The sequence below is a fragment of the Bacteroides sp. 214 genome (assembly GCF_010501015.1).
Taxonomy (GTDB): Bacteria; Bacteroidota; Bacteroidia; order Bacteroidales; family Bacteroidaceae; genus Bacteroides.
Genome location: NZ_QVML01000003.1, coordinates 135,097 through 160,247, shown reverse-complemented (window position 1 = coordinate 160,247; position 25,151 = coordinate 135,097). Strand labels below are relative to the sequence as shown.

The window sequence follows — 25,151 nt, the reverse complement described above, 5'->3', positions numbered from 1 at the left end:
TTCATACAATCAAATGTTTATTCCTCAAATATTCCACACGATTAATGATTGATTATTTTTTCCACCGATTAATCAATTTTTCCATCTACCAAGCTTTCAAACAACGAATCAGCACCATGCTGATGATGCTGATTCGCCAATAAAATCAAAAAGAACTTATGATACATCCTTTTCTTTCTCTCTCTGTAAATAATTTCCATAATAGCTACGTATTGTATCCTCCAATTCTTGGAATGTACAATCCAGCCCACGATTGGAAAAGCAAATGGGCGAACCGTAGTATTGGAATTTTAGTTCGAGCGATCGCCGTTTGTGTTGTAACGGTTCGCGACCAATATATTCATAAGGATTCTTTACCTTCAGGCAAATATACCTCCACCCATGTTCAAGGTCGTCTACAATACGGATTTTTACCACATCTTTCCATAGGACCATGCCGTAGCCATGTCCTGTGGAATTATCATTAAATCCGTCGCTCGAAATAAAGAAGCCAAGGAACTTACTCCTTTTGAGATGTACAAAGCTCACCACACAAAAGAAAAGCACTCCTATCGAAGCGGTGGAGAGTATCAAACAAAGGAACTTCCCTGTCACTCTCTCCAAACCCATGCCAATCCAGAAGAAGAAAAATGACGCAAACAGGAAAAGTATAGCCCCCACAACGGGGCCATACTTCTTCTGTGATCGTAGCATAAACGTTTTTACAGGTAATTTATCTGTCATGACCGTAGTGTATTAAATGGTTTGCTCCACCGGAATCACAAAGGCGCGTAGCCCTTGTGATTCGGATTGCATATCATATTTATGTAATAACTTCATAAAACGCTCCACCTTAGCATCGTCAACCATGGTAAGTATAGCGCCGTTCATTGTAGGCCAGGCGTGCGTTCCGTAATGTGGTTCGCCGGTGTGGGAACCTCGTCCCGCTACGCTCTCCCAATAGGTAAATCCATGTAGCTGTTCTCTATCCATTATCTGTAGAATCATCTCGTAGGACGCTTGATTAAATGATATAAATATTGCTTTCATAATTTTCTGTATTTCTTAATTTACTCTTATTCTTCAATCCTAAGTTCCAATACATCCATATTTGCTAACTCCTTGCGACGACGTTTCACGCCTCCACCGGCAAAGATGCAATACATCACCGGAATCAATACAAGTGTTACCACGGTTGATACCGAAAGCCCCCAAGCCACAGTCATCCCCATAGAGTTCCACATCTCGGCACCTTCACCGGTACCAATAGCCATCGGTATCATACCGAGCACGGTAGTAAGAGTAGTCATCAATACAGGTCTCAAACGAGATTTTCCAGCCGTTACCACCGAGTTTATGATGTTCATGCCCCGTTCACGACAAAGAATAATGTAGTCTATCAACACAATACCATTCTTTACCACCACTCCAATAAGAATTAAGATACCTACCATTGCCATTACGCCCAACGGTGTATTGGTAACAAATAGCCCCGTAAACACTCCCGTAAATGCAAACGGAATAGAAAACATAATCACAAACGGGTCTACTAACGATTCGAACTGTGCAGCCATCACTATAAATACCAAGATTATAATCAGCACCATGAGCGTAATCAGGTCTGCAAAAGTATCTTGTTGGTCTTCGTATGTACCACCTATGCTGCAAGATACATCCGTCGGCAAATCCATACTTGCTATGATCTGCTCTGTTTTGGTTACCAAGTCGCTCAACGCAGATCCATCTGCTACTACACCCGACACAGTAATCATACGCTCACGGTCTTTGCGCTCAATAGTAGGTGGGGTAAAACGTTCCACTACTTCGCCTATGTCGCGAATGCGAATACCTTGTCCGGCATTATTATATACCATAATATTCTCAATATCTTCTATCGTTTCGCGATACTCGGGAGCATAGCGCACACGAATGTCATACTCTTCGCCATCTTCGCGGAAGTAAGATGCTACCGAACCATTCACGCGGTTGCGCAAGTAAGAAGAGACAGTGGTAACATTCAACCCGTTGAGTGCCAGCTTCTGACGGTCGAAGTCAATCTGTATTTCGGGAGTATAATCGCCACGACTAATATTCACCTGCGAACACTCTTTTTGATTGCGGAGCCGTTCGGTAAGTTCGGCGGCTACAGCATCGGTTAGCGCAAAGTCATATCCATAAACCTCAACGTCTACACTGGCTTCTCCACCCATAGACATACCACCACCGGCAGATACGGTAAACTCTTTCAACTCGGTATAGTTGGCAAGGTCATGGCGCATAAGGTCGGCTATCTCCGTCATGTGTCGGTCACGTTCTTCAATACCTATCAAGGAGATATTGTACTTGATAATATACGTTCCGTTTTCGCTCATATTGGAGAATGTATTATCAGAGTCTGCTTGCCCGAAGGAGTAGTTCAACACCTTTATCTCGGGGTACTTCACTTTGAATTCTTCGGTAATACGGTAGGCTACATCGCGGGTAATATCCTGGCGTGTACCAATCGGCATTTCGGCGGTAATACTTATACGCGCATTATCCATAGCCGGGAAAAATTCTGTTTTAATATGAGGTACCAACATCATGCTTCCTCCAAAAAGAGCTATTGCCAACACAATAACTGTTTTGCGATGATGTACCGCCCAACTAAGTAACATCCCATACCACTTATCGAGTGCACCAAGTGCTCTTTCAATCGGCGTAAAGAACAGGGTATAGAGTTTGCCTTTCTTATTATCGAGTTTCAGCATCTTAGAGCTCATCATCGGAATAAGCGTAAGCGCGGCAGTGGTAGAGATAATCATGATAACACTAACCATCCAACCCAACTGCTCGAATAACACACCAGCCATACCACTTACCATGGTAAGTGGAAGGAATACCGCCAACATGGTAAGCGTTGAGGCTATTACTGAGAGTGACACCTCTTTTGTAGCGAAGATAGCCGCTTGCACAGGTTTACTACCGCGGTTAATGTGCGTAGTAATATTTTCGAGTACTACAATAGAGTCATCAACCACCATACCAATTGCCAGCGAAAGCGCCGATAAAGAGATGATGTTCAACGTATTGCCACTTACCAACAAATAGATAAATGCCCCGATGAGCGATACCGGAATAGTTATTACAATGATAAGCGTAGCGCGCCAACGCCCTAAGAAAACGAACACCACAATCATAACAATAACAAGTGTCGTCAGGATTGTTTCGATGAGCGAGTCCATCGTATTGTTGATATTGTCGGATGTATCAATGATGACACCAAGCTGTACATCAGACGGCAGGGTACGTTGTAATTCAGGCAAACGCTTATGTACCTCTTTGGCTATATTCACGGAGTTTGCTCCCGATTGTTTCTGAATAATAACCATAGCACCACGCTGTCCGTTGGTGTACGATTCTTGCGAGCGTTCTTCCACTGTATCTTCCACGCGAGCCACATCGCGCAGGTACACGGCTTTTCTATCTTTATGACCTACTACAAGATCCAGCATTTCGTTTGCATCACTGAACTCTCCTTGCACACGAAGCGAGAGTGTATTCGAACCAAAGTCCACACTACCACCCGGCGTGTTACGGTTTTCCATACCGATAACTTGCGATATATTCTCAATGGTCAACCCATAGGCATCTAGCTTATACGGGTCGCAATAAACATTTACTTCGCGCTTCGCAGTACCCGATATAGATACTGTACCTACCCCACTTACACGTGCCAACGGGTTGGCTACCTTATCATCCAGAATTTTATAGAGCGCGTTGGTACTTTCGTCGGCTACTACAGATAGAATGATAATAGGAATATCATCTGCGCCAAACTTAAACAGAATGGGTGTATTGGCATCATCGGGTAAACTGGATTTAACCTGATCCAATTTATCGCGTACATCATTTGTTGCCGTGGCAATATCCACACCATACTCAAACTCTAACGTGATAACGGATATGTTTTCGCGAGAAGCAGAGGTAATATGTTTCAAGTCACTGATACCATTGCAGGCATTCTCCAAAGGCTTGGATACATTCATCTCTATATCACTAGCGCTGGCTCCCGGATAGGAAGTCATAATCATAATGGTATTCTCGTCTATTTGCGGCAACAGGTCTACAGCCAATTGCATATACGAAAATATACCGAGTATAATAATGGCAACAAAGCAGAGAGCTGTTGTTACCGGTTTTTTTACTGCTGATGAATAAATACTCATACTAAATTATTCTTTGAGATTATAACTTCTAATTCACTATTTCGATTTCCGTACCGTTGTTTAACCGGTTGAGCGATGTGGTAGCTACTACCTCTCCTGCTTGCAGCCCTTCGAGGATTTCATATTGATCGCCTACCAACTGTCCCAAGATAACTTTACGGTAGTACGCCACGCCATCCTTGCATACATATACAAACCGATCGGCAGAGCCTGTTTGTTTTACAATGGCACGATCGTGTACCATAACACGGTTTTCGGTTCCGTAGTTGAATGTGATACGGGCAAACATTCCCGGTAAAATACGTTCATCCTTATTGGGTATTTGAATCTCTACAGGGAAGGTGCGCGTAGCGGGGTCAATAGAAGGATGAATCAATTTTATGGTTCCTTGAAAGGCTTCATTACCAAACACATCAAGCTTCACTTCCACATCCATACCTTTCTTTAGTTTGGTGTACAGCACCTCGGATACATCAACCAGTAATTTTACCGGCTGTATCTGCTCAACTACATAGATAGGTATTCCACCGCTATACATATCGCCACTGTCATAGTTACGCTTAGTCACTAATCCGCTGATGGGGCTGGTAAGGAAGGTATTTTCCTGCAGGTTGTCGTAGTTGGATTGAGATATTTCGTACGCCAATTTCCTTGCATCCCAAGTAGATTTTGAGATACCACCTACCTTATATAATTCGTCCACACGCTCAAACTCCACTTTGTCGTTTTCCATTTGCAGACGAATCTGGTTGAGGTTCACAGCATCCATTTCCGCCATTTTCTGTCCGGCTCGCACATGGTCTCCTACTTCTACATACACTTTTTTTATACGCATATTATTTTGCGGAGCAATGTTGTTGAGTATTTCAGCCTCTACGGTTCCTGTAAAAGTACCCAACTGGTCTACGTCATGCGAACCTACGGTTACCGCTTGTACTTTTACCCGCTCTTGCACGTTCTCGACTATCGTTTCTTTGCTGTTGCATGCAGTTAATATCACTACTAATGTCAGGAGCATTGCCCCTTTGAGGTTTTTCTGTTTCATATCGTTGTTTTTTTTATTTGCTATTCTATTTTGCGGTTACATTCCCTAATACCTTCTCAAGCGATGATTTAGCTACAAGATAATTGTAGATAGATTGTGAAAGATTCAATTGCGACTGCGTGAGTGATAGTTGCGCATCGTTTATTTCGAGCAACGTACCTTCGCCTGTTTCATACCGTTTCATGGTAATAAGGTAGCTTTTTTCCGCCTCGGCAACACCCGCAGTGGCTGCACTATATTGTTTGATGCAGGTGTTCATTTGATCGGTATATTGTTTTACCGACAGACGAAGGTTGCTCTCGATATCTTCTCGTTGGTCACTGAGTTGCTTCAGTGATATCTGCGTTTGCTTTACATTACTATATCGCTTGCCTCCCGAAAAAATAGGAATTGTCAGATTCACGCCCAGCGTTGAATAAGGATCCCATTTGTATTTACTTAATTTAAAATTATTAGCCATAGAGTTCCACTGATAGTTGAATGACGCACTCAACGAAGGATAGTATTGGGCTATTTGCATTTGCTTGGTCTTTTCGAGCTGCAACCTTTGTATATCCAACTGTTTCAGATCGGTATTTTCGGTCAAATCTGTTGTTGTACCAACAAAGTCGGCAAGTAGCGTATCTTTGTAATCGGACAATCTACCTATACATTCTATATTACTCTCCAAATCCAATCCAAGCAATGCTTTGAGTTGCCAATGCGCTAAAATAATAGAGTTCTCGGCATCATAAAGATTGGGTTCGGCATTCTTCACATTTACATTGGCACGAATAAGATCGTACTCGGCCGCAAGTCCTTGTTCATACTTCTGCTTAATCTCGCGATGATTATAAATAGCATTGTCATAAACTTCTTTATATACATCGTATGCATCGCCAGCCAACAACACGCTATAGAAAGCACGCTTCACGTGGTCTATCAATTCAATGCGCGACGAACGAGCTTGCTCAACCGACAGCTCCACATCATAAGCGGATATCTTCAAGCTTTTCCACGTAGATATAGAGATAAGCGGCATAGAAGCAGAGAGTCCACCCGACCATGTATTATCTCTACCTACTGCAATGGATTGATCGCCCATGTACATCACCTGTTTTTCAATGGTGCGCTGATAGTTTCCCACCAAGTCTATTTGCGGAAACAGTGCGGCATAAGTTCCTTTCTTTGCATAACCTTTCTTGGTTACTTCTTGGTCGGCTACGCGAATGGTTGGGTTTTCGCTCAATGCCACTTCCAATGCATCTTCCAGTGTCAGTTTCAGCGTTTCTTGCGATGACTGTGCCCGTGCTGGTAGTAACCCTACACAACCAACCAGCACGACATTTATCAATCGCCTTGTTTTTTCATTTACTGTTTTCATCTTTTCACTTTTTTCATTTTACTAATACCTGTTTAATTCATATCTGTTACCGTAAACTTATTTAGCACTTCTATACCTTTCTTGGTACATACACCACGCAAAAATGTAAGTACAACCTGCGGTTGTTGCCGATTTCCTTTACTGCTTAATAACTCCAGACAAAGTGACGCAAGGGGTTCGTACATAAACGAAGATTGAAAGTAGCCTTCGACTACACCACGGTTGAAATATTTTAAAAGTAAATCGTGCATCTTTGCTTTATTAACCAGCAACGCATCCTGAGCAACTGAATAGCGTCTGAGGTCTTTGAAGAATGCAGGACACATTGTGGCATTATAATGATATAAACTCGACATGCTCATAGCAAGTGCTTCCAATGAGTTGCTTGCTTCTTCTTCATTCTTTTTAATAATCTTACGTATGCGCTCTTCCTCATACCTGAAACACTCCAACAGCACCTCTTCCTTGCTGTAGAACTCTATATAAATAGTCTTCTTTGATATATGCAATACTTCGGCTATGTGGTTCATACTTACACTCTTAATACCGTACTTTGCAAAAAGGCTGCTGGCTGTTTGTACTATTCTTTCTCTTACCATATTATTTATCTATTTGTTTTATTTCTATTTGCTACGAGGTCACATCTTCTCTTAGACTTTGCAAAGTTGCAAGACGAAACCAACAAAACTTTTGGTGGAATTGTAGTTTTATTGGTTCATTTTTGACGATTAACCTATTTTATGAGTGTGATTTGGTTCTTTTCTCACCAATATTGTTCTATTTTTGATTTTATCCCCCTTATATTTGTAGCCCATAGTATAACCCAAAAGTGCATGGGAAGAGAAATAAGTGTATCGTTTGATAATCTTCTGCAGGTAGTAGAGAGTTCTGCTGATATATTTCAAGATCAAGTTATCGTTGTAGAGATAGACGGTAATCAAGAGTTCAAACGGAAAGGAAGTGATTTACTGATACGGTTGGATGCGCTTGCCGTGTTGCTTGTAGTCAAAGGAGAAATTGTAATAACAGTAGATTATTTGCCGTACCGCGTAACGCAGCATACTATTTTAGAGCTAACTCACAAACACTTACTAAATTCTATTCAGCTATCACACGATGCAAAAGGATACTACGTTGTCTTCGCACGCGAATTACTGAAAGAGCTCTCGCATAAACTCTCTACATTACCCAATGAGTTTATCATAAATAAACGTTTCAGCCCAATAACAAAGTTAGATGCGAAAGATTTCGCTCTTATGGTAACCATTCTACAGCGATTGCAGCATAATATTAAAGAGAAAGAGCACTTTTTTCATCGAGGCGTGGTATTAAATGAAGTAAGTAACTTCATCATGGAAATGACAAACATTCAAATTCAACGCATAAAAACGATCAAAACTGACTATAAGACCACCCACAATGAGGAGTTAGCATTGAAATTTATGCATTTGGTGGTTTCCAATGGAAAAGAGTGGAACGAGGTATCGCAATACTCCACAGAACTTTGTGTTACACCTGTCTATCTTTCGCGCGCCATAAAAGCCGTTACAGGCAAAACAGTTATGGACTGGTTAAATGAAGCTCGTATAGTCGAAGCAAAAATCTTATTGCGCAGGCATAATATTTCTATACAGGATATTTCGGAAGAGCTACGATTCTCGGACCAGTCGGCATTTGGCAAGTTTTTTAAAAAGCACACTGGAGTATCGCCACTGGAATATAGAAAGAAGGTGCATGCAATAAATTAGTACGGAAAGCCGAAAACTAATCCATTCGTAGATAAAAAAGCCCCATTCATATATTTTGTTTTATAGGAATGGGAATCGTATGTATCATTGCAGTTCAAAAAAGATCCTCTCAGTTAGTTGATGATTAAAAATGGTGTTTCTTCGAGCCGTTGACAAGAAAGCGTTCTTCTCAACGGCTTTCTTCTTTAGTAAGATACCGAAACAGAAAAACCTGCTGCCAACAACAGTTCTTTGATGTGATCAAGTTCTTCGGGCGATGCTTTCTGTAGCTCTTGGTTGGGTGTTTCGCGGTCTATGGTATAAATCATTACTTGGCGGGGGGCTATCTTTTTCAATGTTTCAATCCACGGAAGAACATACTTATCGGTGGTATTATTAACATCCTTACCCAAATAAGTTCCTTTCAAAAACATAGTTTGAATGATGCAATTACCACTAAAAGCAATCATACGCTCAATAACTTCGGGAAGAGAGTAGCGGGCAACCGGACGATCGAGCAAGCGGATGTATGCTTCGTCTACCGTATCCAGTTTAAGGATATTGTTATCTACCTTGCTAAGTGCTTCGAATACTTCCGGCCGGGTAATATGAACAGCATTGCTCAACACGCTAACTTTAGCATTTGGGAAATAGGTATTGCGCAAAGCAAGCGTATTGTCTATAATCTGAGCAAAATTCGGATGGATTGTTGGCTCTCCGTTACCAGCAAAGGTCAATACATCGGGAGTAGGACCATTCTTTTTCATCTCCATCAGGCGCTGTTCCAAGGCGGTACGTACTTCCTCGCGCGTAGGTAGCGGCGATTTTGTTTTGAAATCGGCATTGAATCCACACTCACAGTAAACACAGTCGAATGAACAGACCTTGCCATCGCCCGGGAGTAGGTTTATTCCCAAAGAAACACCTAATCGACGCGAATGAACAGGACCAAATATAGGGGAAGGGTAGATAACAGTTGCCATAGGTATATTTTTTTACATTAAGAACTCTTCAGAGTCAAGTGCTTTGGGCGTAATTTTTATTTGCTTAATTACTCCCTTAAACCATGATTGCTCATTGAGACGAACACCAAACGAAGTCTTTCCTGTTTTAATCGGTGAAAAATCAATGGCACCTTCAAGTTCTTTTTTACCATTAACGTAAGTGGTCAACTTCCCTTTATCGATAACAAAGGCTACGTGAAACCATTGATCGAGCGGGTGTTTAAGCTCCGGTTCAATTAAGGCTTTTGGATTGTCCCCGCATTTAATATAGGCATCGAAATACCATTCGGTCTCAGTTGCGCGAAGTTCAAACAACACTCTGTCTCCCCGAACCTCACCAGTGTGAAAGAAGCGTTGCTCAAAGTTGCCTCCACTCTCGGGCTTAAAAATAGCTTCGATGGTAAACTGTTCTAAACCTGCCAGTGGCATTTGATCTAAAAAAATCCCATCATCTATCCCATCAAAGGAAACAGCCTTCCCATATGGAGAATCAACAACTTCAGGGTTTCCTTTATAATGAACCCCTTCGGACTGGTTTTCTATAAACTCACTCAAAATCCAGTTTTGAGCAAAAGCCGTTCCTTTTGAAACAGAGAAAGAAACTAAGAGGCAAAAAAGATACAATAGTCGTTTCATAATTCAAATATTATTAATTGTATCTCACGTAATTAAATACATGAATAACTTCAGCACAAATTACGGGAAATATTGGAGATTTTGCAACAGATTGAGAGTGAAATGAGCTTTTTGAATCAATTTTGTAAACTGTCCCTATCGAATATGAAGATTAAAATCTAATTTTTCCAGCATTAAGGTCATATTTTACACCAATATAGCAAAACATCCATATATATTTGTGTATGAAAAACTCAATACTCCGATTGCTACTGCCATTATTTGTGATATGCATAACCACGAGCATATATGCCCAGCCACCGCATGTATTTACACAGTATACGGCAAAAGACGGTCTTTCGCAAAAAACAGTAACCCACATTATTCAGGATCATAAAGGAAATCTCTGGTTTTCTACATGGGACGGCATTAGCAAATTTGATGGATACACTTTTAAAAACTATAAAGCCTCATTAGGTGATTTTATCGGATTAACGAATAACCGCATCGACTATATTGCCGAAGATAAATATGGCTATATCTGGATACTAAACTATGATGGCCAGATATTTCGATTTAATCCGCAAACCGAACAGTTTCAATCTATACCGTACAATAAATATCGTACCATAGCATGCTATGTATTGCCTGCCGGAGATGTATGGATTAGTACAGAGTACGAAGGGCTCATTCATATAAAAACCAATCCGGAAGATCATAGCCTGACAGCCGAAAACTTCTCACACGCCAACAACATACCCAACATCGAATCCGTTAGTCGCATAGCACAAGACAGACAACACAATCAATGGGTACTTACCAATAACGGAATTTATCAATTACCTCCGAATTCAAATAGCCCGGTTGCCTTCTTCGTCGAAAACCAACAAAGTAACCAAGAACAAAAACAACCATTCTATAGTATGCTCGAACGAGAAGAAGATATTCTCTTTACTTCTCGTCATGGCAGGATATGGCGTTATCAAAAGCAGGGTGGACGATTCTCTTTAATTGAAACACCCACAAATTCGCACATTATCACTATAGATTCACTTTCTGATAACAGACTGTTTTTGGGTACAGAAGATGATGGTTTCTTTATATACGACATGGAAAGTCAAAAAAGCGAGCATTACAATACTCATACAAACCACCAGCTTAAAAGCAATAAAGTACTCTCTGTTTTTCAAGACAGCTATCACGAAATATGGATGCAACTTGACGAGTTGGGTATTACGCATTTCAATCCGCTGACAAAAGAAATCGCCCACCATGTCATTACCGATTCTCATAGCGGGAAGTGGATTAACACGCAACAAGGTGTGTTTCTCTTCGAAGATATTTATCGCAATATGTGGGTTCATCCTGTTGGCGGGGGATTTTCATACTATGACCGGGGGAAACAGCAATTAGTTCCATTCTTCAACAAACAACTACAATCCGGTTGGACATCATCCAACAAAATGTCCATTGCTTTTTCCGACAATCAGGGCAATCTATGGCTTGCAACAGCAAACAACGGCATTGAAAAGGTTACATTCAATTATAGCGCTTTCGAAACACATCCAATAAATCTCAATGATTATGAATCGACCGAGAACGAAGTTCGCGCTTTGTTCGAAGACAACAATGGATTTATATGGACTGGAAGCAAAGATGCTATTATACGCATTTTCGATAAAAACCTTGATTTTGTTGGTTACCTAACCCAATCGGGCAACATCTCTGCAACCATTAAAGAGACACTTGGTATGGCATATTCTATTACGCAAGATCATAAGGGCGTAGTATGGATAGGAACCAAAGGAAATGGATTAATATCGGCAACCCCAATAAAAGATAAGCAATACCGGCTGAAATTCTATACACACAACGCCGATAACATATACAGCCTCAGCGATAACAACATATATTGCGTATACGAAGACACAAAAGGAAAACTGTGGATAGCAACTTATGGCGGCGGATTAAATTATGTAGATTACGACAAACACAATGAAACAATCTTTATCAATCACCGCAACCACCTAAAGAATTACCCGATTAACCAATGCTCGCGTACCCGTTTCATTACGTCAGACCGTAAAGGAAACATTTGGATAGGTTCAACCGCCGGATTACTTACTTTTAAGGATGATTTCGTTGAGCCCGAAAGAATTACTTTTAACCGCTATACCCGCATCCCGGGCGACTTAAGTAGTCTTGGTAATGGCGACGTTCACTGCATCTATCTTACCCAAAAAGAAGAACTGTACATTGCGACATTCGGTGGTGGATTAAGTAAACTCATACTATACGATGATGAAAAAGCCCACTTTCAAACATACACAACACAAGATGGTCTGCCCTCGGACATTTTGCTCTCACTAGAAGAAGACACACATGGCAATATTTGGATTACTACCGAAGAGGAATTATGTAAATTCAACCCCGAAACCATGATTACAGAAAGCTACGCTGCAAAATTCTTTCCTACCCGACTTCGCTTCAATGAAGGAGCGGCTGTGCGAAACCAGCAAGGAGATATTCTCTTGAACACCAACAAAGGAATATTTGCCTTTCATCCGGACTCTATCTATAAAAGTAACTATACGCCTAAGATTACTCTTTCTCAGCTTCAACTGGGCGACAAGGTTATTCTGCCCACCGACCAAAGCGGAATTCTGCAGGTTAACATTGACGATACCCACAAGCTTACACTCTCGCACAGGAACAACGCAATCAGCATACAGTATGCCGCGCTCGACATGAGGTTTCCCGAAGATATACTCTACGCCTATACACTAAAAGGGTTTGAGAAAGAGTGGAACTACGTAAATAAAAGACGCATCGCAACTTACACCAACCTGCCCAAGGGAGAATATACATTCATCGTAAAATCAACCAATAGCGACGGAGTTTGGATGGAAAACGATCGATCCCTGTCTATCGAGATTCTTCCTTCTTTCTGGGAAACACCATGGGCAATACTTATTTATACCTTAGGGCTCATCGCTATTGTTTTAACCACCGTATATATCTTGTTTTCTTTTTACAGATTAAAGAACGAAGTTGTCATTGAACAAAAAGTATCCGACCTCAAGCTGCGCTTCTTTACCAATATTTCGCATGAGCTTCGCACACCATTGACTCTAATAGCCGGACCCGTTGAACAAATTCTGAGTAACTCCCGACTCAGTAACGAGGTTCGCGAACAGCTATTACTGGTAGAAAGAAACACCGGTAGGATGCTTCGCCTTGTAAATCAGATATTGGACTTCCGAAAGATACAGAACAATAAAATGAAGATGCAAGTACAGCAAATCGATGCAGTGGCATTTGTTCGCAGTATCATGGAGAATTTTTATGCCATAGCCGACGAACGGCAAATTGACTTTAAGTTGGAAAGCAAACAAACATCGATTTATATATGGGCAGATGCCGACAAACTGGAGAATGTTATTTTTAATCTATTATCCAACGCATTTAAGTACACCCCTCAAGGCAAGCAAATAGCGGTTATCATAACCGAGAACGAGAAACAACTCCTTATCAGCGTACAAGATAAAGGCATCGGCATCTCCGAAAACAAACAAAAATCATTGTTTGTACGGTTCGAAAACATTGTAGACAGAAATCTCTTTAATCAGCCCTCTTCCGGCATTGGTCTTTCCTTGGTAAAAGAGCTGGTAGAGATGCACAAAGGAGAAATTACTCTCGATAGCACACTCGGAGCAGGAAGCAACTTCACGATAATACTTCCTAAAGGCAAAGAGCATTTCGACGATGACATCGAGTTTATACTAACCGATTACGTATCCGGGCAAAAACCTCTAAAAGCATATCAGGAAATAGCAACAATGCACATTGAAGAGGAGATAGAGGTAAACACGAATAAAGAAACGATGTTGCTGGTCGAAGATAATGAGGAACTCCGCTTCTTCCTGAGAACCATATTTATAGACTATTTCAACATCATTGAGGCTAAAAACGGAAAGGAAGGAGTGCTGAAGGCTAAAGAATACACCCCCGATATCATTATCAGCGATGTTATGATGCCCCAGATGGATGGCATCGAAATGATGAAAGAGCTACGTGCCGATATGAATACCAGCCATATTCCTATCGTATTGCTTACAGCCAAATCGAATATCGAAAGCAAGATAGAGGGCATGGAGCTTGGAGCCGACGACTACATCACCAAGCCCTTTAGCGGCACCTACCTCAAGGCGCGTATCTTCAACCTGCTGGAGCAGCGCAAAAAACTCCAAGCCCTATACTGCGCCTCGCTCATTACCCATACGAACGACGAACAAGCAGAAAAGGAAACAACCGACATACAGACTCCTACCCTATCTGCATACGACCAAAAGTTCATGAACAATCTAATGAAATTGATGAACGAAAACATGGACAATGGCACTCTTATGGTAGAGCATCTTGCCGGTAGCCTCAACATGAGCCGCTCGGTTTTCTTCAAGAAACTCAAATCGCTCATTGGGTTATCTCCTGTAGAATTCATTAAGGAGGTCAGAATGAAACGAGCAGCCAAACTCATTGAAGAAGGCGAAAACAACATGGCACAAATTGCCTATATGGTTGGGTTCAACGACCCGCATTATTTCAGCAAATGCTTTAAACAGGTTTTCTCCATGACACCCACCGAGTATAAAGAAACACGGAAGTAAACAGCACGCAAGAAAAAGAGGTGATTCATCTCAACCGAGTGCCCGGACGGAGCAAACCTGCGGAGGTTCACGTCAACCGAGTGCCCGGACGAAGCAAACCTGCGGAGGTTCATCTCATCCGAGTGCCCGGACGAAGCAAACCTGCAGAGGTTCATGTCAACCGAGTGCCCGGACGAAGCAAACCTGCAGAGGTTCATGTCGTCGAAGTACTACGACGGAAGAGAAATGTGGATTATAGCCCTCTACAATGCGATAAAAAGAAAGGGCGGTCATAAAACAACCGCCCCAAACTTACTAAAACAACTTCTTACCTAATATAAAACACTATTGTTGTCTAAACCCATAACCATTAGTGATACCAGAGTTCAAAAGCACCTGATACGTATTGGGAAGCAAATGGATAGGAGGATTCTTGGCGGCAAAGTCGGCATCAGAATAACCGGCAAACAACTTATTGGCATACGAATCTTCGTAATTCAACATATCAATACCCCAATTGGTTTGTACATATCCATCGGCTTCCAGCGCCAGCGCCTCGGCACTACCGGGAGCTATATGCTTAAACAAGCCTTTGATGGCTACGTTTGTCATGTTTTGATTCGCGTAAGCAGGTATAATACCACCCCAGTTGTTATGCTGACCGCGCCAGCCGGGAAACAGAACCGGGTCATCTTCTTTATCGGCAGGAGTTTGCGCCGTCAAGCGGTAACCATACTCCGCCTTGGCATCAACCATCTTTGTCCAGATATAAGCCGGGAACTGATTACCGTTATCGAACGTATAGTAGCCGTTTGCACGTATACCGTCGATAATAGTTTTCATTACTTTGCGGTTTTCAACAGCTACTTCCGGAAGAATACCTGTGCGGATAATATCGAAACGACGCATACCTTCGCCACTGAACTCCAGTGCGCGTTCCTTGATTACAGCTTTATAGATTGAACCGCAATCGGCGATATACTGGTCAAAGTTAGCATCTTTATTACCCGGAAACGCACGATGATGAACCATACCCAGATAGGTTTTTGCATTAGCATCCTCGCCAAGGGCAGCGTAAACTTCGGCCAACATTAAATATACATGGCTAATGCGCATGTAAGAGGTGTTAATTCCGGAGTTTCCATACGATTGGGTGTTTGGAGTAGCAATCCGGTTCCAGTCCCACTTATTGGTACCCGGTCCCGAACCTTTTCCCCATGCGCTACGATCGAACGACTGTATCAATTCTTCTCCTTGCCCCGTACTACCGGTAACAGCAACAGAAGCATCGCGACGCATATCCTCATTGTCGAACCAACCATAGTAGAAATGAGCCTGAATACGATCTTGCCCGCAAGCAATACAAGGTGCTTGTCCATTACCTCCGGTCGAAGGACGACCGATGTAAGCCGGGCGATCGGATCCGCCTAAGGCTTCGTAAGGTATTTCATAGATAGATTCATCGGCAAGCGTCACATTGTCGCCGGCATGCATCTGGTGGAAGGTGTACTGAAACGGATTATTATACACCTCGCCATTTGCGCCTTCGCCACGAGGGTCGGTGGTATGCAGAACAACCGAACCAGGATTATCGGCACACATTTTCAGGTATTGCTTAGCAATGGCAAAGATTTCTTTCCAGTCACTTCTACGTCCATAAATTGCTTGGTTCTTTTCTACACTCCAATCTTCGAAAGAGAGCACATTGCCTTTTGCGTCAGTATAGAAATCTGCTCCAAGATCGGTTCTACGTGTAGCATAACCTCCATTGTACAAACATATTCTGCCTATTAATCCTTGTACGTATGTACGATTCATAACATCTGCGCGATTAATACCCTCGCCCGGCCGGAACATATGCGGTTCAACCTCTATGAGCTTACTCACATGATAATCGTAAATGGCATAACGAGACGTAAGGCCCTGAGCTTTTTCGCCCGCATTCAGTACATGAGGAATATCGCCATACCAGCGGCAAAGCTCCCAGTAACAAGTAGCCCGCAGCGCAACAGCCTGACCGTAAATATCCGAAAGGCTATTGGGTTCTCCACTCATAATTGTTCCAAAATTACTCAATGACTCAAAACTACTTATCAATGAGTTGGCCACAGAAATTGTTTCGTACAGCTTCGTAAACACTTCTGTTCCTTCGCCCGTATTTATATTGTAGGTACTTGTTCCTAATGGATAGAACCACTTCTGAAGAATACCTGCGCTGCCTTCATTGTACGTGTCTTGCGAGTCTTCAATGTCCGATCCCCACACCGGATGCCAAAAGAATCCGGTAGAGTGCAGACTTCTGTTCGCCCTTAAGGTTTCATAACCATAATACAACGCTGCCCGTGCAGATTCTTCGCTTGAGAATACAGATTCACGGTCGAGTACGCTCGGAGATGCCGTATCGAGAAAATCTTTGCAACTTGTAGCCGTAAACAGCATCAATGCCACAAGAGTTATATTTATTATCTTTTTCATGTTGTTCTCTGTTTTAATTATTATTCGGGTTAGAACGTAATGTTTGCACCCAGTGTAAATGTTCTTGCACGAGGATAAGCCCCATTATCCATATTCGGAGTTGGGAAAACGCTTAGATTGCCAGAGTATCCCGATCGTCCTGTCGGTGTAACACTTACTTCAGGATCTAACCCCGAATAACCGGTAATTGTAAATAAATTGGCTCCCGTAAGGTAGAAACGCGCATTGCTTACACCTATCTTTTGCAATAACGATTTGGGCAACGTATAACCTATCGTTAGCGTTTGCAAACGCAGATAAGAACCATCTTCAATCCATTCGGAAGAAGTTATACCACTTTGATGGTAAGGTAACTCGTACTTGGCACCTGCATTCAATATTCTTAACTCATCAGGATTGGTTACCGGATAAAGATTGCCGGATGCATCTACACTGTATGCCTTATAAGCATTGCGAACTTTGCTTGAACGCTGTTGACCGATACCAACAAACTCGTTACCCTGCATATTTCCCATAGCGGCTACATTATAGATTTTGCCTCCTGCAACCCAGGTGAAATTTGATGAAAGATCAAAGTTCTTGTAGTTGAAATTTAGTTGAAAACTTCCTGTATGACTTGGCAACAGTGCACCCAAATTCGTAGCGTCATCCATATCAATCTTTCCACTTTCATCTACGTCGCGGAATTTAGGAGCACCCGGGAAAGCCGTTTGACCCGAAGGTATATTAAATGGGTGCATATAAGTGGCTGTGATTGCCTTTGTAAGATCGGACGTATTTTCCTTCAACACGTATTGTCCGTTTGTATAATTGAAATCATCTACCGTGTAAACTCCTTCACTGATAAATCCACGAACTTGCCCGATTGGCTTACCCACTATAAACATAAAATCGTTTGTTGGAACAAGAGCCGAAGAAGCCCAATTCGATGAATATAGGTATTGATCCGCGTTATCCAGTTTATCCAACTTATTGCGGTTGTAGTTATAAATAACTCCCATATTGAATCTGAAATCTTTCGTTTTTATGATATCGGCATTTACTGAAAACTCAATACCACGATTGGAAGTCTGTCCGAAGTTCTGATATTGATAAGAATATCCTGTTGTATTATCTACCGGCACAGCCATCAACAAGTCTTTTGTAGTATTCCAATAAAGCTCAATACTACCATTAATACGATTGTCTAAAATGCCAAAATCAATACCAAGGTTACGAGATATAGTTGTTTCCCATTTCAAATCCTGGTTTGCAAGCAATCCGTCGGGGCGATAGAACGAAATAAGCTCTCCATTAATCGGTGTATGATTGCTGCTCAAACCAAGGCTAGACCATGTTTCGCGCCACAAGTTAGAACTGATATTATCCGCACCCGAAGTACCATAAGACAATCGAAGTTTCAAATTAGACAACCAATCTTTTGTGCTCTCCATAAAAGGTTCGTCAAAAACTCTCCATGCAAAAGCTCCGGCGGGGAAATATCCCCAACGATTGTTTTGAGCAAACTTAGAAGAACCATCGGCACGGAATGTTGCTGTAAACAAATAGCGATCCATCAATGTATAATTTGCACGCCCAAAGAAAGAAACCGAATGAGACGGAACCCCAATAGAATTGGTCGATGAATAAGAGTAGGTTGCCGTATGAATAAGTCCCATTGTCTTTTTATAATCAAACGTATCAGGATAACCACGACCATCCATTCTACTGGATTCTGATTTCGATTTTGACACTTCATTACCCAAAAGCACAGAAAAGACATGGTTGCTGCCCAAGTCAAAGCTATAGTTCAATGTAGAAACAGAATGGAGACCTTCGGTTAATCCACGAGATAGTGTGGCGCGTTTGTCACCATTGGTATAGCCATTTTCGTAATATGAGCTTTTAGAAGATCCACGTGACATGGTTACTTCACTGCGAGCTATCAATCCATCTATTATTTCCCAAGATAAAGCACCCGAGGCTCTCAATGAACGCGACAAAGACTTGCTTGTGATGTCATTAATGAGCTCTACCGGATTGTGCTTATCGTCAATATTCGCAATACCAAAGCTGAAACCCGATGCCACTTCGGAGAAATGAACTCCTCCCAACGGATTGTCTATCGGACGATATGTATAGGCAGTAGCCGCACCGTTGTCTTTACCACCGGAAGAGTTGGATTCGGTGTAGCGAACATCAAAATCCAAATTCAACCTCTTAGATAACTTCTGCTGAAGTTTGAATGAACCATTCATTCTATTATAGTCAGAGTTAATCTTGATTCCTTCTTCATCAATAAAACCAATTGTACTACTGATTTTGGTTGATTCATTGCCACCCGAAATAGTTATATAATGGCTATGCGCCCATGCAGTACGTAACACATCGTCAGTATAATCATGTGCCTTAACATTAGCATAATCAGCATAATGATTGCCGTAGTTGCTACCTAAACCAAAATATTTTTCTACAGCATCTTTATTGGCAGTTCCGCGAGAAGCTGCATAGCTCCAGCTATTCAGTACATAATCCTGTGCGGATAGTGTTTCCAATTTATCGGCTACTGTCCGGGCTTGTACATAACCTTCGTAAGATACCCTAACCCGTTCTTGTTTACCGCCTTTTGTAGTAACTAAGATTACACCATTTGCTCCTCTTGCACCATAGATAGCTGTAGATGAAGCATCTTTCAACACGTCAATAGACTCAATTTCCGAAGCGGGAATATCGCTGATACCTCCCACAGGAAGTCCATCTACCACATAAAGCGGTTCGTTCGACTGTGTAATTGAACCTCCTCCACGCACACGGACAGAGATAGTTGCCCCAGGGCGTCCGTCTTGAGAAGTTACATTTACACCCGCCAAACGCCCTTGCAGAGCCTGTGCCACATTCGACACCGGATTGGCTGTAATATCTTCGCTCTTCACAGAAGCCACAGCACCGGTCAGGTCGCGACGCTTAACCGTACCGTACCCAATAACTACAACCTCATCCAACAACTTGGTATCTTCGACCAATATGATATTAAAAAAACTCTTACCACCTACATATACCTCTTGTTCGGTATAGCCGATATAAGAAACTTTCAACACACCGTTTGAGGCAACATCCATTGTAAAGTTACCATCCATGTTGGTAACTACACCATTTGAGGTACCACTTTCCATAATGGTAGCACCGATAACCGGTTCGCCATTTGTGTCTTTCACAATACCAGAAATCTTTAGCTTTTTCTGATTTGTTACTTGTTGCTGCTCTTCTGTTGTTTGCCCATCCGAAATATAATCTACTCCGGCATGAACTACCTCAGAGAAAGCCATTAAATTGAAGCAAAATAATGCTCCAAACATTAACATAGTTTTTTTCCTGTCATTCATAAACTTAAACTATTAGATTGAAAATTAAAAACTTGGTTTTGTACATCCCTTTTTCTATTTATGTTTTTCATACGTTCATCTTATCACATGAATCAGTTCATTTCCTTTCTCTACAGGATTCCAACCATCTTCGCCCAATAATATGGTTTCTATTGCATAGCCTTTCAGGTTCTTTAGTTGGTGAGAAAATGCTGAACGCGCTTGAGGGTTTGCACCCTCTCCCCTACTATCATACTCGGCATAAAATGCTGTCTTTTCATTTTTTTTGTTCCCCCAATTATCCCAACCTTCGGGCGAAATATGTTTACCCATGTGGCAGCTAATAAACACAGCTTGTCCATATGGCCGCCATGGGCGGGAAAGATAAACACCGCTAACACCCTCATCGGCCGTGAGGTTACAATTATAGAATACGTAACCATATTTTTTACCTTTATCTGTAGAGGGTGCAGTCAAATAACCATCGCTTTTGCTATGAATAGTGCAACGATTAAATAGTGCGGTAGACCAACCAAAGATAAAATCTACCGTACCTTCTATATAGCAATCTTCGTAGTACTGCCGACTACTCTTTCCGTAAGTATAAAGCGTATCCTGATATCCCAAGAACTTGCAGTTCTTAAAAAAAACTCTTTCACCGCTAACAAAGCAAGCCACCGCTTGTCCTACAAGACCAGCCGAATTCTCGAAAACTATGTTCTCCGCATAAAAATCAGGAGCATAGATATAGCAACTCGATGAACCCGATGTTCCCATTTCTTCGCCAAAGCGGTTGGGTTTTGACGCATAGTCATCATAAGTAAGCACTGTGCCGTCTTCACCTATTAATGAAATATTTATTTTGCTTTCGGGAATAACGATTTTTTCTTTATACACCCCCTTGCGTATCAAGATAGTGGTACGAATATTTTTGCGGAAATCGGGCACTGCATTGATAGCTTCCTGAACGGAACAAAAATCACTGCCTCCATCTTTATCCACTATCATATCGTAGTTGCAAACGTGCTGTGATATATTACTATTACTGTCGCTTTTCATTGATGTAAACAATAAAAACAGCAACGATAAGTACACAAACTTACTTTTCATAATTTTTTTATTTTTATAATTTCGATGTGCAAGATTAATAAGAAGCCCATAAAGACAGGTGTAAAAACAACTCATTGTGGTTAAATATTTGATTGGGGATTCATCCGCTTCTAAACCAATTTTTCACCTTGTTTTATTTTGTATACTTTTTGGTCGTTTACTTATACTTTATGAGTTGTTGCATAAAATAAAGGAAGAGGTTCATTATATTTGCTAACAAATACAAACCCATTATTAATTTCAGCATGAAAAGGATTTCTATCATTACCTGCGTTTTTATTTTATTACATCTGCAAGCAATTGCCGAAAATTACCCTTATCGCAGCAACATACTTTGGGTAACCACTCCTAACCATAGTGACTGGTTGTATGAAACAGGCGAAACAGCGACTATATCTCTATCTGTCTATGAATATGGTATTCCGCTGGATGGGCAAGAAGTAATATTTACCATTGCCAATGATTGCTTAGAGCCTGACAAAAAAGGCAGTATAAAACTAAAAAACGGGAAGGCGGAAATAAATATTGGAACGATGAAAAAACCGGGTTTCCGAGATTGTAACTTAACGATAAAACGCAATGGAAATACCTATAATCACCATGTGAAAGTTGGCTTCTCGCCCGAAAAAATAACTCCATATACAACTATGCCTGTTGATTTCGACTTGTTCTGGAAAGAAAATCTTGAGCAACAAGCTATCCTCCCCATGAAACCGGAGGTGGTATTTGTAGAAGAATTCTCATCAGATAAAATTGATTGCTATTTAGTAAAATTACAATGCTATAAACCCGGACAGTACGTGTATGGATACCTGACCAAACCTAAAAAAGAAGGTAAATACCCTGTTGTTGTATCACCTCCGGGAGCAGGTATTAAACCAATGAATCCACTAAAAACAATCTTTTATGCCGAAAATGGATTTATCCGCTTTGATATGGAAATACATGGCATAAATCCAGCTATGGATGCAGAGTCTTACAAAAACATTTCAGCCACCTTTGGTGGACATAATGCAAACGGATATTTGGCAAATGGAATCCATACACGCGATACCTACTATTTGAAAAGAGTTTATCTGGCTTGTGTACGGGCAGTAGACTACCTTTGCTCCTTGCCCGAATGGGATGGAATTAATTTAGCCACACAAGGCGGGAGCCAAGGTGGAGCATTGGCATTGATGTTAGCAGGACTCGATTCGCGCATTACAGCCTGTGTAGCCAATCATCCAGCACTTTCGGATATGGCAGGATATGCAGAAATTGGACGAACAGGCGGATATCCACATTTTGGCCGTAAGTATCAAAATATTCAATTGACACCTGAAGTTATTAATACGCTGTCTTATTATGATGTGGTTAACTTTGCTCGCCGTATAACCGTACCGGTTTTTCTTACATGGGGCTTTAATGATAATGTTTGTCCACCCACAACAAGTTATGCGGTATATAATGTACTTTCATCTCCCAAAGAGGCATTAATTACACCCATTAATGAGCATTGGACAACCATGGAAACGCATTATCAACAAATGGCGTGGATTAAGAAGCAGTTAAAACTTCACCCGTAGTTGTAATTGCAAGTCTCGTTTCTTGTTATCCTCAATAAGATCTTGCCCCGAACCGATTTCGTTCTTATCGTCGTAAACCGTTGAGCCATACTTGGCAATAACCATCCAATTCTCAGCAATATCCCAACGGATATAAGCAGAATAGCGAAAACCATGTCCATAAAAGGAAGGGGTATAAAAGCTATATAATAAGCCCTTTTCGTATGCGTAGACACGAGTAAAGTAATCGTCGGTATGGAAATATGTTCCTTGTATATTTATCTTGAGCGGTAGTGTAGAAGGTGTGTAAGAAACAGTTTGCGTAATCGAAAATCCTTGATTAGCGGAAACTCCTTGAGTATGCAGGTGATTGTAATCTGCCGTGGTACGAAAAGAGATACTATGTGGTGGTGCATACAATAATTGGTATCTTAGTTTGTGGTGGTGAATGGGACGCACGGTTTTTACTTTATCCTCATCAGTATAGTTTTTTTCTTTTTTCTTGTAACGATAGCGCACATACATACTCACACTCTTATTGGGCGTATAGGTAGATTGAAGTTGAAAATCTATCCCCTGCGAAGGAGCGTCTACCAAATATCTCCACCATGGAAATGAAAAGAAATCGACCGAAAGAAAGAATTTCCAATACTTAATGGGCAGCATGGTTGCCGAGAAATACCACCCATTCTCATTCTGCACATAACCTCCTTCTGAAAAAGAGCGACTGAACAGCCCCCAATATTTATAGCTATAATAACGATGAAGCACCGAGAAACTATACAAAGATGATGGAGAATAGTGAATGGTATTGACAGTAGCTATGTTGTTTCCTTTACTGATAGCTGTTTCGCCTGTAAATGAAAAGTTGTTCAGCCGATATTTATAATCCACACCGGTATTATGAAAATAGTTACCCTGCAAGTTGTATTTGGAGTATTCGCGAAGCTGCGGTTCATAAGGTCGATCAAAAAAATAATAAATACCAGTTATTCCAAGTTTGAGATTATTCTTGGTATAGCTCACATTCCCTCCCATTAGTTGTAAAGCAAATACATTTTTCCGGTTCACTTCGCGACGTGTACGATGTAATCCGGTTTTCAGAATAGAGGTAATGGCATCATTAGTTACAATTCCATCCATCTCTCGATAAGAGTAAAAGCCCGAAAACACCCAATTATTCCATTGATAAGCAGCAGCTATACCAGTGAAGTAATTATACTCATCGGTAGAAGAGTGTTTCTTTATATGATTACTATTGAGGCTAAAGGAGTTGGCAGACGTACTCTTTCCTATAATAAAATCATTGCTGATGACTAAGCCTTGTCCGTACGACAAACGGTAATTGCCCAACGCCAAATATTTCAACCGCCCAATATCGCGCAGATAAGCGTAGAACGAATAATAATCATATCCTTTCTTGTTGTGCAAAGCAAAGAGCGGTTCTCCTGCATCTTTTTCGGCAGTTACGCCTATGTATAGATGGTTTGAGTAGCGAAATGCATAACGCACAGAGTGATACATGGGGTGTCCTAAGTAAGTCGTTTCCGATTCGACAGTACCTTTATAGCCTTTCCGTTCATAGAAAGGAATATCCAAACGAGTGGTTAACTCTTGCTTTCCATACTTTACTATGTGCTTCAGTGTAGGTAGCGACTGTTTTTCTTCTACAACGCCTACATAAACAAAAGGGAGCAGGTATTGAATAGTCTCTTTATCCATATCGCCAACCAACTGTAGTTCGTAAATGGTTTGCATCTGTCCATGAATATATAGGTATGCAAGAATATTCTCTATTTGCTTATCATTCAAAAAAGGAAATTCTTCCAGTTCCTTTTTCGTAATACTATTTAAGTTAATGGGTTCTTTAATACGCTCATGCAGCTCTTCTATTTCATTTTCCCAAGTATACCCTTCTTCGTTATCAATGGATAATTGCTCTAATACATCTTCCCAAGCAATTACATTTTTATTTTGAGCAAACAAACCAGAAAAAGATATTTCAATAGATAAAAAGAAAAAGACAGGAATCTTTTTTAAGTTCATTTTGTCGTAGTTTAATTTATTTCAACATAATAAGCGGTCGAAGGT

The 25,151-nt window shown here is 41.2% G+C and carries 15 protein-coding genes and 1 pseudogene; 4 read left to right on the top strand and 12 right to left on the bottom strand.

The features are described 5' to 3' along the window. Nucleotides 1-156 precede the first annotated feature (156 nt). From D0T50_RS04510 to D0T50_RS04485, 6 genes are read right to left on the bottom strand one after another with little or no spacing between them, the layout of a single operon-like run. Complete coding sequence (locus D0T50_RS04510) at nucleotides 157-723, bottom strand: STM3941 family protein (RefSeq protein ID WP_163222312.1); 567 nt, start codon at nucleotides 721-723, stop codon at nucleotides 157-159. Between the two features lie 12 nt (nucleotides 724-735). Next, complete coding sequence (locus D0T50_RS04505; RefSeq protein ID WP_163222311.1) at nucleotides 736-1,029, bottom strand: PG0541 family transporter-associated protein; 294 nt, start codon at nucleotides 1,027-1,029, stop codon at nucleotides 736-738. Nucleotides 1,030-1,055: 26 nt separating this feature from the next. Next, entirely contained in the window at nucleotides 1,056-4,187 is a 3,132-nt protein-coding gene (locus D0T50_RS04500; RefSeq protein ID WP_163222310.1) for an efflux RND transporter permease subunit, read from the bottom strand. Nucleotides 4,188-4,215: 28 nt separating this feature from the next. Next, entirely contained in the window at nucleotides 4,216-5,232 is a 1,017-nt protein-coding gene (locus D0T50_RS04495) for an efflux RND transporter periplasmic adaptor subunit (RefSeq protein ID WP_163222309.1), read from the bottom strand. Between the two features lie 25 nt (nucleotides 5,233-5,257). Continuing rightward, the gene (locus D0T50_RS04490; RefSeq protein WP_163222308.1) at nucleotides 5,258-6,595 is read right to left on the bottom strand and encodes a TolC family protein; all 1,338 of its coding nucleotides are present in this window, start codon (nucleotides 6,593-6,595) and stop codon (nucleotides 5,258-5,260) included. A gap of 32 nt (nucleotides 6,596-6,627) precedes the next feature. After that, the gene (locus D0T50_RS04485) at nucleotides 6,628-7,194 is read right to left on the bottom strand and encodes a TetR/AcrR family transcriptional regulator (RefSeq protein WP_163222307.1); all 567 of its coding nucleotides are present in this window, start codon (nucleotides 7,192-7,194) and stop codon (nucleotides 6,628-6,630) included. A 234-nt stretch (nucleotides 7,195-7,428) separates the two neighbouring features. Here D0T50_RS04485 and D0T50_RS04480 point away from each other — a divergent pair, with 234 nt between their 5' ends. Further along, complete coding sequence (locus tag D0T50_RS04480) at nucleotides 7,429-8,343, top strand: AraC family transcriptional regulator (RefSeq protein WP_163222306.1); 915 nt, start codon at nucleotides 7,429-7,431, stop codon at nucleotides 8,341-8,343. 185 nt (nucleotides 8,344-8,528) lie between these two features. Here the strand turns inward: D0T50_RS04480 and D0T50_RS04475 are convergent, their stop codons facing one another. Together D0T50_RS04475 and D0T50_RS04470 are read right to left on the bottom strand one after the other, a co-directional pair. Continuing rightward, nucleotides 8,529-9,305 carry a radical SAM protein gene (locus tag D0T50_RS04475; protein WP_163222305.1) on the bottom strand — a complete coding sequence of 259 codons (777 nt, stop codon included), beginning with the start codon at nucleotides 9,303-9,305 and terminating at the stop codon, nucleotides 8,529-8,531. 12 nt (nucleotides 9,306-9,317) lie between these two features. Then, the gene (locus D0T50_RS04470) at nucleotides 9,318-9,962 is read right to left on the bottom strand and encodes a LamG domain-containing protein (RefSeq protein WP_163222304.1); all 645 of its coding nucleotides are present in this window, start codon (nucleotides 9,960-9,962) and stop codon (nucleotides 9,318-9,320) included. Between the two features lie 224 nt (nucleotides 9,963-10,186). On the opposite strand from D0T50_RS04470, the gene D0T50_RS04465 reads away from it, so the two are divergent. Together D0T50_RS04465 and D0T50_RS04460 are read left to right on the top strand one after the other, a co-directional pair. Then, nucleotides 10,187-14,608, top strand: a complete 4,422-nt coding sequence (locus D0T50_RS04465; protein ID WP_163222303.1) for a two-component regulator propeller domain-containing protein — start codon at nucleotides 10,187-10,189, stop codon at nucleotides 14,606-14,608. A gap of 153 nt (nucleotides 14,609-14,761) precedes the next feature. Continuing rightward, entirely contained in the window at nucleotides 14,762-14,923 is a 162-nt protein-coding gene (locus D0T50_RS04460; protein ID WP_163222302.1) for a hypothetical protein, read from the top strand. 9 nt (nucleotides 14,924-14,932) lie between these two features. Here the strand turns inward: D0T50_RS04460 and D0T50_RS04455 are convergent, their stop codons facing one another. From D0T50_RS04455 to D0T50_RS04445, 3 genes and pseudogenes are all read right to left on the bottom strand, one after another. Beyond that, nucleotides 14,933-17,062: a RagB/SusD family nutrient uptake outer membrane protein gene (locus D0T50_RS04455; protein ID WP_163222301.1), complete on the bottom strand. Its 2,130-nt coding sequence runs from the start codon at nucleotides 17,060-17,062 to the stop codon at nucleotides 14,933-14,935. A gap of 29 nt (nucleotides 17,063-17,091) precedes the next feature. After that, nucleotides 17,092-20,397 (bottom strand): TonB-dependent receptor, encoded by a 3,306-nt coding sequence (locus D0T50_RS04450; protein WP_239058205.1) that lies wholly within the window; start codon nucleotides 20,395-20,397, stop codon nucleotides 17,092-17,094. Nucleotides 20,398-20,499: 102 nt separating this feature from the next. Next, a pseudogene (locus D0T50_RS04445) lies at nucleotides 20,500-21,426 on the bottom strand (pectinesterase family protein); the annotation flags it as partial. A gap of 332 nt (nucleotides 21,427-21,758) precedes the next feature. Here D0T50_RS04445 and D0T50_RS04440 point away from each other — a divergent pair. After that, complete coding sequence (locus D0T50_RS04440) at nucleotides 21,759-23,081, top strand: acetylxylan esterase (protein WP_163222298.1); 1,323 nt, start codon at nucleotides 21,759-21,761, stop codon at nucleotides 23,079-23,081. Here the strand turns inward: D0T50_RS04440 and D0T50_RS04435 are convergent. After that, on the bottom strand, nucleotides 23,064-25,106 hold the full coding sequence (locus D0T50_RS04435; RefSeq protein WP_163222297.1) for a helix-hairpin-helix domain-containing protein: 2,043 nt from the start codon (nucleotides 25,104-25,106) through the stop codon (nucleotides 23,064-23,066). The genes D0T50_RS04440 and D0T50_RS04435 overlap by 18 nt on opposite strands. Nucleotides 25,107-25,151 lie beyond the last annotated feature (45 nt).